Raw genomic sequence first — 13,275 nt, 5'->3', positions numbered from 1 at the left:
AGTTCAAAGCCGAACGCCGGCCGCGCCGCCGGTGCGCGGCCGGGTCCGCTTCAGTCGTTGTCGGGCCTGTCCGACAGTACCTTGCCGCTGTTGGGGTCCACTTCCAGGTCCCGCTTCTCCGCGCCCTTGTAGGCTTCGATTTCCCAGCGGCCGTTGTCGAGCGAGACATCGGTGATGGGGGTATAACCCAGCTGTTCCAGTTTGGTCAGCAGCGTCGACAGTGCCATGGCGCCGGCCGGGGGTTTTTCGTCGGCGACAGCGGGCTGCACGGCGACAGCGATCAGTGTGGCGAACAGTAGTTGCTTCAATAGGCGCATCGGTATCTCCTCGGTTACCCACCAGAGGGCGGGGGCCTGGGGCCCGCCGCCGTTTTGTCGCCTGCGTGGATCAGGGAGAGGTGTCCTGCAGGCGCTGCTGTATCATCGCGCACCACTCGGCGCTGCCGCCATCGGGACCGTGGGCGCCATCGCCGCCGGTGAGCTTGTCGATGGCGAGGAACCACTCCTCACTGCCCACTTCCGGCAGGCCGCCGGGATAGAGATCGGCCATATCGCCGTCGTGCATGGCCAGTACCTGGTCGTTGACCCAGCCGAACCACTCCTCACTGCAGACAACCACCTCGCTTTCGTCGCCTTCCGGTGTCGTGGCCATCTGGTCGTCCTGGCCGCCCATTGTGGTATCCGGTTCGTCGGGGTCCGGCGGTGTGACCGATTCCTCCATCGTCTCGGTGATGGTTTCATCGGCGGAGCCATCGGCGCCGGCCGGATCGTGGGTGTCGCTCTGGCGGCCGCAACCGCCGAGGGTGAGAAGCAGCACTGCGATCAGGGGGATATAGCGATACATGGGAATCTCTGCAAGTTGCCAGTTTGATCCTAAGCATAGGATGGATTTGGCGACTTTGCCGGCAGGTTTTTTTACCCGAGCACTTCCACCATGGCGCCGGTGAGCTGGCTCAGGTCCCGCTCTGAGATCACATACGGCGGCATGGCGTAGACCAGCCTGCCGAACGGGCGCAGCCAGACGCCGCGATCGATCAGTGCCTCCTGCACCTGCATCATGTCCACCGGTTCGCGCATCTCCACCACGCCGATGGCGCCGAGGGCGCGCACGTCGGCCACCGCATCGGATTCCCGCAATGGCGCCAGTTGGGTCTGCAGTTGCTGTTCGATGCTGGCGACCCGCTGCTGCCAGGGACTGGAAAGCAGCAGGTCGATGCTGGCATTGGACACGGCGCAGGCGAGCGGGTTGCCCATAAACGTGGGGCCGTGCATGAATACGCCGGCCTCGCCGCGGCAGATACCGTCGGCGACCCTGTCGGTGCACAGCGTTGCGGCCAGGGTCATGGTGCCGCCGGTCAGCGCCTTGCCCAGCGCCAGGATATCCGGGCTGATAGCGGCGTGTTCACAGGCGAACAGTTTGCCGCTGCGGCCGAAGCCGGTGGCGATCTCGTCGGCGATCAGCAGCAGGTCGTATTCGTCGCAGAGTTCGCGCACGCGCTTTAAATACTCCGGCGAATAGAAGCGCATGCCGCCGGCGCCCTGCACAATGGGTTCCAGTGTCACCGCCGCCAGTTGCGCGTGGTGCTGTTCGATCAGCTGGCGCAGTTCGGCGATATCGTCGTCGCCGCAGGGTTGGTCGAATTTCGGCGCCGGTGCCGGCGCAAAGAAATGCCGGGTCAACTGGCCGGCAAACAGGTGGTGCATGCCGTTGACCGGATCGCAGGTGGCCATGGTGCCGAAGGTATCGCCGTGGTAGCCGTTGCGCAGCGCCAGCAGTCTGTTTTTCTCACTGCGACCCCGTGACTGCCAGTACTGCAGCGCCATCTTGATCGCGACTTCCATCGCCACGGAACCGGAGTCGGCCAGGAAGACCCGCTGCAGCGGTTGCGGGGTGATTTCCACCAGCCGTTTGCCCAGCTCGATCGCGGGCTCGTGGGTGAGGCCGCCGAACATCACGTGGGACATTTTTTCGAGTTGCCGGTGCGCGGCGGCGTTCAGCTCCGGCACATTGTAGCCGTGCAGCGCGCACCACCAGGACGACATGCCGTCGATCAGGCCGCGGCCGTCCTCCAGGTAAATCCGCACCCCCTCGGCGCGCTCCACCGGGTACACCGGCGGCGGGTCGATCAGGGAGGAGTAGGGGTGCCAGAGGTGGTTGCGATCGAAATCCAGATCCATAAGACAGGTGTTCTTTTTCATTCTCTCGTCACTCCGGCGAAGGCCGGAGTCCAGGGGGGCTCGGTGGCACTGGAGTCCGGTACTGGATCGAGTCCGGCACAGGCCCCGCGCCGGAATGACGATGTATCAAATTTTTACGCCAGCTCGCGCAGCACTTTCAACGGCGGCTGGCTGACCGAGCTGCGGCAGGCCAGGGTGCCGGCGGTGCCCACCAGCAGCGCGCCGGCCAGCGGGCCCAGCAGCCACAGCAGCGGGTGCCAGGCAAACGGCAGCTCGAACACCCGCTGCGACAGTACCGCCAGTGTCAGTTCGGCGCCGGCGGCGGCGAGCAGGCCGGCGGCGGTGCCGAGCAGGCCGAATTCCACCAGCAGGCTGTTCAGCAGCAGGCGCCGGCGGCCGCCAAGTGTGCGGATAATCGCCGCCTCCTGCAATCGCTCGGCGATGCTGGCGCGCACACCGGCGATCAGCACCAGCACACCGGCCACCAGCATCAGTGCCATGACCGATTCGATCGCCAGCGACACCTGGCCGATGGTGTCGCGGATGCGCTCGATGATCTTGTCCAGCTCGATCAGGCTGACGCTGGGATACTGGCGCACCAGCTCGTTGACGAACAGCTTTTTCTCCGCCGGCAGGTGGAAACTGGTGATATAGGTGGCCGGAAAGTCCCGCAGCGTGCCGGGGGCGAAAATCATGAAGAAGTTCGGCCGCATGCTGTTCCAGTCGAGCGAGCGCAGGCTGGTCACCGGCGCCTCCACTTCCAGGCCGCCGATGGAGAAGCGCAACTGGTCGCCGAGCGCCAGGTTCAGGCGCGCCGCCAGTTCCACTTCCACCGAGACGCCTTCGTCTGTCTCGTCCCACCACTGGCCCTCGAGAATGCGGTTGTCCGGGGCCAGGTTCTCGGTCCAGCTCAGGTTCAGTTCGCGGTTCAGGGCGCCGACGCGATCGCCGCCGCGCTCTTTGTTGTATTCCTTCGCCGGCACGCCGTTGATGGCCACCAGGCGGCCGCGCACCATCGGGTAGAGCTCGGTACTGGTGATGTTGTTTTCGGCCAGCATGGTTTCCAGCTCGTCGACATCGTGCGGGGCGATATTGAACAGGAAGTGGTTGGGGGCGTTGTCCGGCAGCTGCATGCGCCACTCTTCGACCAGCGTGGTGCGCGCGAACACCAGCGCCAGCATCGCCAGCAGGCCGGTACCGAAGGCGGCGATCAGCAGCGTATTGAAGGCGGCGCGGCGCTGCAGGCTGCCCAGTGCGATGCGCCAGCTGCCGCCGAGGGTCGAGAGGTGCCCGCGCACCAGCAGCTGGTTGACCAGCGCGGCGCCGCCCACCAGCAGCGCCATGCCGGCGAACAGCGCCAGGGTGATGGCGATATCGCCGGACAGCCACCAGATCAGCAGCAGCATCGAGGCCGGGCCCAGCACCAGCCCCAGCCACTCGCGCCGGTCCGGGTTGCTCCAGTCGCGGCGCAGGGTCTGCATGGGATCGGTGCGGGCCAGGCGCGCCAGTGGCGGCAGGGCGAAACCCAACGCGCAGGCGATGCCGGTCACCAGCCCCACCAGCAGCGGCCGCCAGTGGCTGGGCGGCGGTTCCACTGGGAAGAAATCCGCCATTAGCGACACGGCCTGGGCCTGTACCAGCGAGCCGATCAGCAGCCCGGCGACCGTGGCCAGCAGGACCAGGCCGGCGAGTTGGCCGAGGTAGATGCGCAGTACCTTGCCGCGGCCGGCGCCGAGGCTTTTCATGACCGCCACGTAGCTGGTGTGGCGCAGGCTGTAGCGGCGCGCGGCGAGGCCCACGGCGACACTGGCCAGCAGTACGGCGAGGCTGCCGGCCAGGTACAGGAAGCTCTCGGCGCGACCCAGCGCCGCGGCCACACGCGGCTGGCCCTCCTGCAGGTCGATCACCCGCTGGTGTTCGGTCAACTGCGGTTGCAGCCATTGGAAGTAGTCTTCCAGCGCCGCGTCGTCGCCGGCGAACAGGTAGCGGTAGCGCACGCGGCTGCCGGGTTGCACGGTGTTGGTGGCGGCCAGGTCTTCCAGGTTCATCATGACCCGGGCGCCCATGGAGAAGAGGTTGTCGCTGCGGTCGGGTTCGTGGTCGAGCAGGCCGGTGACGGTCAGCTCGGCGTCGCCAACCTGCAGGTTGTCACCCATTTCGAGATTCAGCAGCGGCAGCAGGCGCGGTTCCAGCCACACCTGGCCGGGTGGCGGTCCGCTGTCGGCCACGCGGCTGCGGGCATTCTCAGCGGGGCGCATTTCCAGTTGGCCGACCAGCGGGTAGCTGCCGCTGACGGCCTTGATGGCGGCGAACTGGAACTGGTCGCCAGCGGACAGCATGGAGGCGAAGCTGACGGTCTGGGCCCGCTGCAGGCCGCGCTCGCGGGCGCCCTCGAGCCAGGCCGGGTCTGCGGGTTCACTGCTGCGCAGCACCCGCTCGGCGGCCAGGAAGGTCTGCGACTGGATGTGCATGGCGCGGGTCAGCCGGTCGGTGAAATGGGCGATGGCGGTCACGCAGCTGACCGCCAGCACCAGCGCTGTGGCGATCAGCGCCAGTTCGCCGCCGCGCCAGTCCCGGAAGAGTAGCTTGAGCGGCAGCATCAGGCGGACACCTCCGAGAGGTTGTCGCCGGGGGCGGAGCCGGCAATTTCGACTTCGCCGGCGGCCATGCGCAGGTGGGACTGGCAGCGTTCGGCCAGGCGCTGTTCGTGGGTGACCAGCACCAGGGTGGTGGCGGATTCGGCATTGAGCTGGAACAGCAGGTCGATGATTTTCTCGCCGTTGCCGGCGTCGAGGCTGCCGGTGGGTTCGTCGGCGAACAGGATACCGTCGTTTTCGCTGTCGCTGCTGCCCGCAATGCTGCAGAAGGCGCGGGCGAGGGCGACACGCTGCTGTTCGCCGCCGGAGAGCTGGCGCGGGTAGTGGTGCAGGCGGTGCTCGAGGCCGACGCGGGCCAGGAACTCCCCGGCGCGCCTGGCGGCGCTGCGCTCGCCGCGCAGTTCGCTGGGTAGCATGACGTTTTCCCGCGCGGTGAGGCCGGGCAGCAACTGGAAGGTCTGGAAGACGAAGCCGACACAGCGGGCGCGCAGGGCGGCGCGCTGTTCTTCGTCCATGGCGGTAATTTCCTCGCCGCCGAGCCAGATTCTGCCCTCGCTGGGCACGTCGAGCCCGGCCAGCAGGCCCAGCAGCGTGGACTTGCCGGAGCCGGAGGCGCCGGTGATGGCGAGGCTCTCGCCGCGGGCGAGTTGCAGGGAGATGTTGTTCAACAGCGTCAGCGGGCCCTCGCCGGTGGCCACGCGGAGGTGTAAACTTTCGGCCCTGAGTACGGCGGACATGCTGGATTCCTTGTTCTGCCTGGTTACGCATCCCTCTTGCCTGTAAGAGGGGGTTGTGGCGGCCCTGCTGCCGGGGGAAGTTTGCGGGACACGGGCTGGGCGCCCCCCAGTGAATACGTCCCTGGACCCAAAGCACTCGCTTCGCTCGCGGGGCCGGCCCTACGCTCGTAATCGACATCCCTGTCTCATACGGTCCCGCAAACTTCCCCCGGCAGCAGCGCCTTTGCATCTGACTGCGGTATTCTTTTCGAGTCCCGCAGATTGATACGTTAAAAGCAGTGGAGAGTATGACATGACGACTGATTTTTTCCGGCGCCTGGCCGCGCATTTTGGCTTGTGCCTGCTGCTGTTGATCCCGTTCGCAGCCGCCCAGGCCTCGGCGGCGGACAAACTGGTGGTGCTGGGGGACAGTATCAGTGCGGCCTACGGTATCGATGAGGCCCGGGGCTGGGTGCAGTTGCTGCGCGACCGGCTGGCGGCGCGGGAGAGCCCGGTGGAGGTGGTGAATGCCAGTGTCAGCGGTGAGACCACGTCCGGCGGCCTGGCGCGGCTGCCGCGGCTGTTGTCGGAGCACGAGCCGCGCTGGCTGATCGTGGAGCTGGGTGGCAACGACGGCCTGCGCGGCTATCCGCCGCAGGCCCTCGCCCGCAATCTGCAGCAGATGGTGAAACTGGCCGACAAGGCCGGTGCCGAGGTGTTGCTGCTGGGCATGCGTATGCCGCCGAACTACGGTCGCGCCTATACAGAGGCGTTCGCGGCCGTCTACCCGCGGGTGGCGGAGGCGGCGGGGATTCCGTTCCTGCCCTTTTTCCTGGAGCCGGTGGCGCTGGAGGAGGGCGCCATGCAGACCGACGGTATCCACCCCACCGCCGAGGCCCAGCCGGCCCTGCTGGAGCATGTCTGGCCCTGTGTGGAGGCGATGTTGGGTGAGGAGGCGGATGCGCAGTCGTGTACTCCGTGATCGAAATGCGTACAATCGCGTGTTTTTGGCGGGGCCGTGTTCGAGCTCCGTGGCGGCCCTGGTACCGGGATTCGTTTGCGGGACACGCCGTGAACCCATCTATGGGGGCTTGTCTGCGAGGTCCTTCTCGCAGACAGTCCCGCAAACGAATCCCGGTACCAGGGCCTTCGCATTAAACTTTCGGCCCGAGTCCCGAGTCCCGAGTCCCGAGTCCCGAGTCCCGTTTGTAAGAGAACCACCATGTCCGAACTGGAAAACCGCCGCGAGCGGCTGGAATTCAACAAGCTGCAGAAGCGCCTGCGCCGCAATGTGGGTCGCGCCATCGCCGATTTCAATATGATCGAGGAGGGCGACAGGATCATGGTGTGTCTGTCCGGCGGCAAGGATTCCTACGCCATGCTGGATATTCTGCTGAACCTGCAGAAGACGGCGCCGGTCCGTTTCGAACTGGTGGCGGTGAATATGGACCAGAAGCAGCCGGGCTTCCCGGAGCATGTGCTGCCGGAGTACCTGCAGTCCCTGGGGGTGCCGTACCACATTGTGGAGAAGGATACCTATTCGGTGGTAAAGGAGGTGATTCCGGAGGGCAAGACCACCTGCGGTCTCTGCTCGCGGCTGCGCCGCGGCACCCTATACGGTTTTGCCGAGGAGATCGGTGCCACCAAGGTGGCGCTGGGGCACCACAAGGACGATATCGTCGAGACGCTGTTCCTGAACATGTTCTACGGTGGCCGCCTGAAAGCGATGCCGCCCAAGCTGCGTGCCGACGACGGCCGCAATATCGTCATCCGCCCGCTGGCCTATTGTCGCGAGACGGATATCGAGCAGTTCGCCCAGATCAGGCAGTTTCCGATCATTCCCTGCAACCTGTGCGGCAGCCAGGAGAACCTGCAGCGCCAGGCGATCAAGCAGATGTTGAGGGACTGGGACAGCAAGTTCCCGGGGCGCAGCGAGAATATCTTCGCCTCACTGACCCGGGTGTCGCCGTCGCAGCTGGCGGACCGGGACCTGTACGATTTCGAGAACCTGGCGCTGGACCGCTCTACGCCAGAGGCTGGCGGGAAGGTTGACCGCTCAATCGAGCGCCAGGTGCACTCCTGGGTCCCCGATGACGCGGCTGATGAGCCTCCCCGCTATATCGAGGCGCGCAATCTGTAGGATCGGCGGCGCTGATCAGTCGCGCATAGCTACACTCGAAGTCCCGCGCGGACGCGGCCGGCCCGTGGTGGAAGTGCTGGTGCCACAGCCGCGCCATGGCCGCAATATCCCCTTCGTCCACTTTGTAGACGTGTGCCGCGCGGTAGATCAGCCAGGCGATGGCGGTGGCGTAGCGCAGGTTGGTGGCCAGTTCGCTGTGGGGGTGGTCGAGGAAATCCCGCTGGCTGGCCAGGCCGCGTACCTTGGAGGCCAGGGCGGAGTGGTCGATCAGGTATTCGTCCCAGATCTCCCGGTGTGTGTGCGGCTGGATCTGGTAGATGCCGAGTCCGTGGCGGCGCCCCTGTTTCAGGTGAAACCCCAGTTGTGATTCCTGGGCGGCGGTGCCCAGCAACAGGTTTTCCATTCCCGGCGACCAGTTGCGCAGATGCTTGAGGGTCGGACGAATGACCAGCTGTCGCAGCTCGTCCAGACAGATACCCATAGTCTTGTCTGCCTCTCCATGTCTTTTCCAATATGTAGTTTGTGGATTGAGCTGCTGCCAGCGAATTAGTAGATTTACGCGCAATAAACACAATTATTGGCCCCGGCGTCCGCTGCAGAGGGGGTTCCTGCACTCAAAGTCTTTCGGTGCAGGAGGTTTTTTGCTCCCGGACGCCCTCTTTCAGAACAGGGATTCTCCATGACTTCTCAATGGCTGGTCGCACTGACTTTTGTTGCTTACCTGGCATTTATCCTGGCAATCGGCGTCTACGCCTACCTGCGCACCAAGAATGCCAGCGATTATTTTCTCGGCGGCCGCTCGCTGCCGCCGGCGGTGGCGGCGCTGTCCGCCGGTGCCTCGGATATGAGCGGCTGGCTGTTGCTGGCTCTGCCCGGCGCCGCCTATGCCTCGGGGCTGTCCGCGGGCTGGATCGCGATCGGCCTGTTTTCCGGTATCGTCTTGAGCTGGATGACCATGGCGCGGCGGCTGCGGGTCTACACCTACGAGCTGGACGACGCGCTGACGGTACCGGCCTACCTGCACCGGCGCTTCAATATGGGGCACCCCTACCTGCGCACTGCCTGCGCATTTTTCATCCTGCTGTTTTTCCTGTTCTACGTGGCTTCGGGGCTGAAATCGGGCGGTATCCTGTTCGAGGCGGTGTTCGATTGGGACTACCGCTGGGCCGTGGTTGTCGGTGCGGTGGCGGTGATCTCCTACACCCTGTTCGGCGGTTTCCTGGCGGTATCCTGGACCGACGTGTTCCAGGGGTTGTTGATGAGCCTGGCGCTGGTGATCGTGCCGCTGGTGTTGATCAACGACGAGGGGGGCTTTGCCGCCAGTTGGGCCAGGCTGCAGGATAGGGTGCCGGAGCTGATGCACTGGATGACGGACAACACAGGCCAGGCGCTGGGCATCGTCGCCATCCTGAGTTCTCTCGCCTGGGGACTGGGCTATTTCGGCCAGCCGCATATCGTGGCGCGCTTTATGGCGGTGCGGCGCCCGGAGGATGTGCCCGCGGCCGCGTCTGTGGCGGCGGTCTGGTCGCTGTTCGGTTTCCTCGGTGCACTGGCCGTGGGGCTGTTCGGCCACCTGGAAATCCAGCCGGTCCTGTCGGACAAGGAGAGTGAAAAAGTCTTTATGGTGCTGGTGGAAACCCTGTTCCACCCGGTGGTGGCGGGTATTCTGCTGGCGGCCATCCTGTCGGCGATCATGAGCACCGCGGATTCACAGCTGCTGGTGTCTTCGGCGGCGCTGGCGGAGGATATCTATCACGTCTGGTTCGGTCGCGAGACCAGCCCGGAGGCGATGGTGAAAGTGGGTCGTTGGGCGGTGGTTGCGCTGTCGCTGATCGCGGTGGCGGTGGCCATGGATCCCGAATCCAAGGTACTGGAGATCGTGGCCTACGCCTGGGCTGGCCTGGGGGCGGCGTTCGGGCCGGCCACATTGATCAGCCTCTTCTGGTCGCGCATGACCGGCGCCGGTGCCATCGCCGGTGTCGTTGTCGGCGGTGTGACCGTCGTGGTGTGGAAGTTGTTGTCGGGCGGAATCTTCGAGCTCTACGAACTGCTGCCCGGCTTCGTTCTCTCTGCAGCTGCTATCGTGATAGTTAGCGCAGTGACGAAATGTCCGGATGCTGTCGCCGAGCGCCACCGCAAAGTGTTGGGGTAGCCGGCGACGGATTGTTGCGCGGCAGCGCGCCAGAGCGCTGTCCGGCCCCCTTCGGGGGAAGATCATGAACTCCTGTTGTGAGGCGAAATGGAATTCCATCCGCAGCCATTATGTAACAAAGCGGTTGGAGAAACTGAGTGATCGAAGTCCATCTCGGTGATATCACTCGATTACAAGTCGATGTAATCGTCAATGCCGCCAACCAGCACCTGCAGGGTGGCGGTGGGGTAGACGGGGCCATTCACCGCGCGGCGGGGCCCCGCCTGCTGGAGGCCTGCCGGGAGATCGGCGGCTGCCCTGTCGGCGAGGTGCGCGCGACCCCTGCCTTTTCCATCCCCGTCAAACGCGTCTACCACACTGTGGGTCCGGTCTGGCGCGGCGGCAATCTTGGTGAGCCCGAACTGCTGACCGGCTGCTACCGCCAGTGCCTGGCGCTGGCGCGGCGCGAGGGCATGGCCTCCATCGCCTTCCCGGCCATCAGTTGTGGCGTCTACGACTACCCGCCGGAACGGGCGGTGGAAATAGCGGTGGAGCAGGTGCAGGCGCACCTGGAACGGGACAGCCAGCCGCAGAGGGTGATCTTCTGCTGCTTCGACGAGGCGATGGCGGAACTGTACCGGCAACAGCTCGAGGCGGTCGTAAGGCGCTAGTGTGCTGTACGGGGAACCCGCAAACAGTTCGCTGCGCCAAAGCGCCCAGCTCTGCGTTGAGAAAGCTTGAAATAACCCTGCTATTCCAGCGCTTTCTCGCCTTGATCTGAGCGCTTTGGCTGTGCTCCTTTGTTCGCGAACTTCCCGCACAGCACACTGGTGTCGGCGTCAAAAGACCATTGACCGGTGATTCACTTTTTGTGAATCATCCCGATCATCTGGTCATTGATATTTGGCAGTCGATATTTGATCATTGATGCCGTTTTCGATAATAAGAACGAGAGAGGACAAGACCATGCGCAGCGCTCAACAGTGGTTTGAGGAGTACGGTGAAAGCCACCAGAACCCGGCCAACAAGGCCATTCACTGGATTGCCGTGCCGGTGATCTACGCCACCGTGGTGGGCCTGCTGTGGGCGATTCCGCAGCCCGCCTTCATGGCGCAGGTGCCCTGGCTGAACTGGGCCGTGGTGGCACTGATTCCTACCCTGCTTTTCTACCTGTTCATGTCCCTGCCGCTGGCCCTGGGCATGGCGGCCGTCAGCGTGGTCTGCCTGTGGGGCTGGTCCGTCGTCGAGCGGTTGGGAATCTCTGTCTGGCAGACATCGCTGGCGCTGTTTGTGGCCATGTGGATACTGCAGTTCATCGGCCACCATATCGAGGGCAAGAAACCCTCGTTTTTCAAGGATATCCAGTTCCTGCTGATCGGCCCGGCGTGGGTGATCGGCTTTATCTATCGCCAGCTCGGCATTCGGTATTAATTCGGAATACGCGATCGGGCACGGCGCAGGCTGCCGGAATTGGGGGCCGCGCCTGAATGCCCGAAATAATGGTCGTGGCAGATGCGAATAAGGTGTGCGCGGCACACCTTGTCCGCATTCATCATTATTCCGCATTCACCGGTTGTAATGCACCGGTACCTCCAGCGTCTCCTTCACCTGCTCCATTACCACATAGCTGGTGCACTCCTGTACTTCCGGTAGCGTCAGCAGTGTCTCGCCGTAGAATTTGCGGTAGGCGCTCATATCGGCCACCCGGGCCTTGATCAGGTAGTCGAAATTGCCCGATACCAGGTAGCACTCCTGTACCTCCGGCAGCGCCGCCACGGCGTTGCGGAACTCCTCGAAAGCGTCCTGGGCGGAGCGGTTAAGGCGTATCTGTACGAACACCACCAGTGCCGCATCGAGATATTCCGGGTTGATCAGGGTGGTATAGCCCTGGATGACACCGTCGCTTTCGAGGCGCCTTACCCGTTCCACACAGGGGGTCGCGGTCAGGCCCACCTGGCGGGCCAGTTCCGCGTAGCTGGTGCGGCCATTCTTCTGCAGGACCCGCAGTATATTGCGGTCGATGGTACTCAGTTCATTGGCTCGCCTGCGCATAGCCTGTTCTCCGGGTAGTCATTTTGTTCGAAAAGTGTGCGCTCTGGCGCCCGATATAGTGGATTCCACTGGTTTGAAATTAAATCTACCACAAATCGACTTATAGGACGGCCCTATACTGGGGGAAATCACAGAGGCAGGGCCGGTGGATCCGTCACGCGAAGAAGCGGGCGCCGGCGGCAAATGAGGAGTACAAAAATGTTGATTGGTGTCCCGAAAGAGATCAAGAACCACGAGTACCGCATCGGCCTGACGCCGGCGAGCGCGCGCGAGCTGGTTGGCCACGGCCACGAAGTGATCGTGCAGAAAGACGGTGGCTCCGCCATCGGTTTTACCGATGAGATGTACGAACAGGCGGGTGCCAAAATCATCGATACGCCGGAGGAAATCTTCGCCAGCGCCGATATGATCGTCAAGGTGAAGGAGCCGCAGCCCCACGAGTGCGAGATGCTGCGCCCCGGTCAACTGCTGTACACCTACCTGCACCTGGCGCCGGATCCCAAGCAGACCGAGCTGCTGGTGAAATCAGGTGCCACCTGTATTGCCTATGAAACCGTCACCGACCGTTTCGGCGGCCTGCCGCTGCTGGCGCCGATGTCCGAAGTGGCCGGCCGTATGTCCGTACAGTGCGGCGCGCACCACCTGGAGAAAGCCCAGGGTGGTCTCGGCGTGCTGCTGGGCGGCGTGCCCGGCGTAGCGCCGGCCAAGGTGCTGATTATCGGTGGCGGTGTGGTCGGTACCAACGCGGCCAAGATGGCCCTGGGTATGGGCGCCGACGTGACCATCCTCGACCGCTCGCTGCCGCGCCTGCGCCAGCTGGACGATATCTTCGGTGGCGCCGTGCGCACTGAATACTCCACCAACGACGCGATCGAGACCCATGCGCTGGAAGCCGACCTGGTGATCGGTGCGGTTCTGATTCCGGGCGCCGCGGCGCCGAAACTGCTGACCCGCGATCACATCAGCCGCATGAAGAAGGGCGCTGTAGTCGTGGACGTGGCCATCGACCAGGGCGGCTGCTTCGAGACCTCCAAGGCGACCACGCACCAGGAGCCGACTTATGTGGTCGACGGTGTCGTGCACTACTGTGTTGCCAACATGCCCGGCGGCGTAGCGCGCACCTCCACCATGGCCCTGAACAACGCCACCCTGCCGTTTGCGGTGGCGCTGGCCAACAAGGGCGCCAAGCAGGCGCTGCTGGACGACGCCAACCTGCTGGAAGGCCTGAACGTTCACGCAGGCATGGTGACCTACGAAGCGGTGGCCGATGTGCTGGGTTACGAATACGTCGACCCGAAACTGGCGCTGCAGAAATCCGCCGTGGGCGAGGGCGCTGCAGCCTGATTGAACGGGCGGCCGCCACAGCGGCCGCACGAGAATTTTCTGAGGCAGAATACAAACAGTAACGCGCTTGTCGTCTGTGTCAGTCTTTCTCCCCACGGGGCGCACCCCTTGCGCCCCG

At 64.2% G+C, this 13,275-nt stretch carries 13 protein-coding genes; 6 read left to right on the top strand and 7 right to left on the bottom strand.

What is annotated here, in order from left to right; translation table 11 throughout:
* Positions 1 to 50: 50 nt before the first annotated feature.
* From MWN76_RS19420 to MWN76_RS19400, 5 genes are all read right to left on the bottom strand, one after another.
* On the bottom strand, positions 51 to 317 hold the full coding sequence (locus MWN76_RS19420; RefSeq protein WP_250464583.1) for a PepSY domain-containing protein: 267 nt from the start codon (positions 315 to 317) through the stop codon (positions 51 to 53).
* Between the two features lie 70 nt (positions 318 to 387).
* Positions 388 to 843 (bottom strand): hypothetical protein, encoded by a 456-nt coding sequence (locus MWN76_RS19415; RefSeq protein WP_250464580.1) that lies wholly within the window; start codon positions 841 to 843, stop codon positions 388 to 390.
* 71 nt (positions 844 to 914) lie between these two features.
* A complete protein-coding gene (bioA, locus tag MWN76_RS19410; protein ID WP_250464579.1) occupies positions 915 to 2,198 on the bottom strand; it encodes an adenosylmethionine--8-amino-7-oxononanoate transaminase in 1,284 nt (427 codons plus the stop codon).
* A 113-nt stretch (positions 2,199 to 2,311) separates the two neighbouring features.
* Positions 2,312 to 4,777, bottom strand: coding sequence for an ABC transporter permease (locus MWN76_RS19405; protein WP_250464576.1), 2,466 nt, complete (start codon positions 4,775 to 4,777; stop codon positions 2,312 to 2,314).
* Entirely contained in the window at positions 4,777 to 5,511 is a 735-nt protein-coding gene (locus MWN76_RS19400) for an ABC transporter ATP-binding protein (RefSeq protein WP_250464574.1), read from the bottom strand. The genes MWN76_RS19405 and MWN76_RS19400 overlap by 1 nt, the downstream gene beginning before the upstream one ends.
* Positions 5,512 to 5,803: 292 nt before the next feature.
* On the opposite strand from MWN76_RS19400, the gene MWN76_RS19395 reads away from it, so the two are divergent.
* Both MWN76_RS19395 and ttcA read left to right on the top strand, forming a co-directional pair.
* The gene (locus MWN76_RS19395) at positions 5,804 to 6,472 is read left to right on the top strand and encodes an arylesterase (protein ID WP_250464572.1); all 669 of its coding nucleotides are present in this window, start codon (positions 5,804 to 5,806) and stop codon (positions 6,470 to 6,472) included.
* Between the two features lie 240 nt (positions 6,473 to 6,712).
* The gene (gene ttcA / locus MWN76_RS19390; RefSeq protein WP_250464570.1) at positions 6,713 to 7,630 is read left to right on the top strand and encodes a tRNA 2-thiocytidine(32) synthetase TtcA; all 918 of its coding nucleotides are present in this window, start codon (positions 6,713 to 6,715) and stop codon (positions 7,628 to 7,630) included.
* Here the strand turns inward: ttcA and MWN76_RS19385 are convergent.
* Complete coding sequence (locus tag MWN76_RS19385; protein WP_250464568.1) at positions 7,515 to 8,111, bottom strand: hypothetical protein; 597 nt, start codon at positions 8,109 to 8,111, stop codon at positions 7,515 to 7,517. The genes ttcA and MWN76_RS19385 overlap by 116 nt on opposite strands.
* A gap of 198 nt (positions 8,112 to 8,309) precedes the next feature.
* On the opposite strand from MWN76_RS19385, the gene putP reads away from it, so the two are divergent.
* The 3 genes from putP (at position 8,310) to MWN76_RS19370 (ending at position 11,192) form a co-directional block, all read left to right on the top strand.
* Positions 8,310 to 9,782 (top strand): sodium/proline symporter PutP, encoded by a 1,473-nt coding sequence (gene putP / locus MWN76_RS19380; RefSeq protein ID WP_250464567.1) that lies wholly within the window; start codon positions 8,310 to 8,312, stop codon positions 9,780 to 9,782.
* Between the two features lie 137 nt (positions 9,783 to 9,919).
* Positions 9,920 to 10,432 (top strand): O-acetyl-ADP-ribose deacetylase, encoded by a 513-nt coding sequence (locus MWN76_RS19375; protein ID WP_250464565.1) that lies wholly within the window; start codon positions 9,920 to 9,922, stop codon positions 10,430 to 10,432.
* 295 nt (positions 10,433 to 10,727) lie between these two features.
* On the top strand, positions 10,728 to 11,192 hold the full coding sequence (locus MWN76_RS19370; RefSeq protein ID WP_250464563.1) for an Mpo1 family 2-hydroxy fatty acid dioxygenase: 465 nt from the start codon (positions 10,728 to 10,730) through the stop codon (positions 11,190 to 11,192).
* Positions 11,193 to 11,327: 135 nt separating this feature from the next.
* Here the strand turns inward: MWN76_RS19370 and MWN76_RS19365 are convergent, their stop codons facing one another.
* Positions 11,328 to 11,813 (bottom strand): Lrp/AsnC ligand binding domain-containing protein, encoded by a 486-nt coding sequence (locus tag MWN76_RS19365; protein WP_250464561.1) that lies wholly within the window; start codon positions 11,811 to 11,813, stop codon positions 11,328 to 11,330.
* Positions 11,814 to 12,011: 198 nt separating this feature from the next.
* Here MWN76_RS19365 and ald point away from each other — a divergent pair, with 198 nt between their 5' ends.
* Entirely contained in the window at positions 12,012 to 13,157 is a 1,146-nt protein-coding gene (ald, locus tag MWN76_RS19360) for an alanine dehydrogenase (protein WP_250464559.1), read from the top strand.
* The last annotated feature ends 118 nt before the right edge of the window (positions 13,158 to 13,275 follow it).

Origin of the sequence: Microbulbifer litoralis (assembly GCF_023634065.1) — a bacterium.
GTDB lineage: Bacteria > Pseudomonadota > Gammaproteobacteria > Pseudomonadales > Cellvibrionaceae > Microbulbifer > Microbulbifer litoralis.
This window is presented reverse-complemented; position numbering and strand designations above follow the sequence as displayed.

Excerpts from the sequence above, each read along its gene's own strand:
- MWN76_RS19420 (WP_250464583.1), bottom strand. The coding sequence starts at position 317 with ATGCGCCTATTGAAGCAACTACTGTTCGCCACACTGATCGCTGTCGCC.
- MWN76_RS19415 (WP_250464580.1), bottom strand. The coding sequence starts at position 843 with ATGTATCGCTATATCCCCCTGATCGCAGTGCTGCTTCTCACCCTCGGC.
- bioA (WP_250464579.1), bottom strand. The coding sequence starts at position 2,198 with ATGAAAAAGAACACCTGTCTTATGGATCTGGATTTCGATCGCAACCAC.
- MWN76_RS19405 (WP_250464576.1), bottom strand. The coding sequence starts at position 4,777 with ATGCTGCCGCTCAAGCTACTCTTCCGGGACTGGCGCGGCGGCGAACTG.
- MWN76_RS19400 (WP_250464574.1), bottom strand. The coding sequence starts at position 5,511 with ATGTCCGCCGTACTCAGGGCCGAAAGTTTACACCTCCGCGTGGCCACC.
- MWN76_RS19395 (WP_250464572.1), top strand. The coding sequence starts at position 5,804 with ATGACGACTGATTTTTTCCGGCGCCTGGCCGCGCATTTTGGCTTGTGC.
- ttcA (WP_250464570.1), top strand. The coding sequence starts at position 6,713 with ATGTCCGAACTGGAAAACCGCCGCGAGCGGCTGGAATTCAACAAGCTG.
- MWN76_RS19385 (WP_250464568.1), bottom strand. The coding sequence starts at position 8,111 with ATGGGTATCTGTCTGGACGAGCTGCGACAGCTGGTCATTCGTCCGACC.
- putP (WP_250464567.1), top strand. The coding sequence starts at position 8,310 with ATGACTTCTCAATGGCTGGTCGCACTGACTTTTGTTGCTTACCTGGCA.
- MWN76_RS19370 (WP_250464563.1), top strand. The coding sequence starts at position 10,728 with ATGCGCAGCGCTCAACAGTGGTTTGAGGAGTACGGTGAAAGCCACCAG.
- MWN76_RS19365 (WP_250464561.1), bottom strand. The coding sequence starts at position 11,813 with ATGCGCAGGCGAGCCAATGAACTGAGTACCATCGACCGCAATATACTG.
- ald (WP_250464559.1), top strand. The coding sequence starts at position 12,012 with ATGTTGATTGGTGTCCCGAAAGAGATCAAGAACCACGAGTACCGCATC.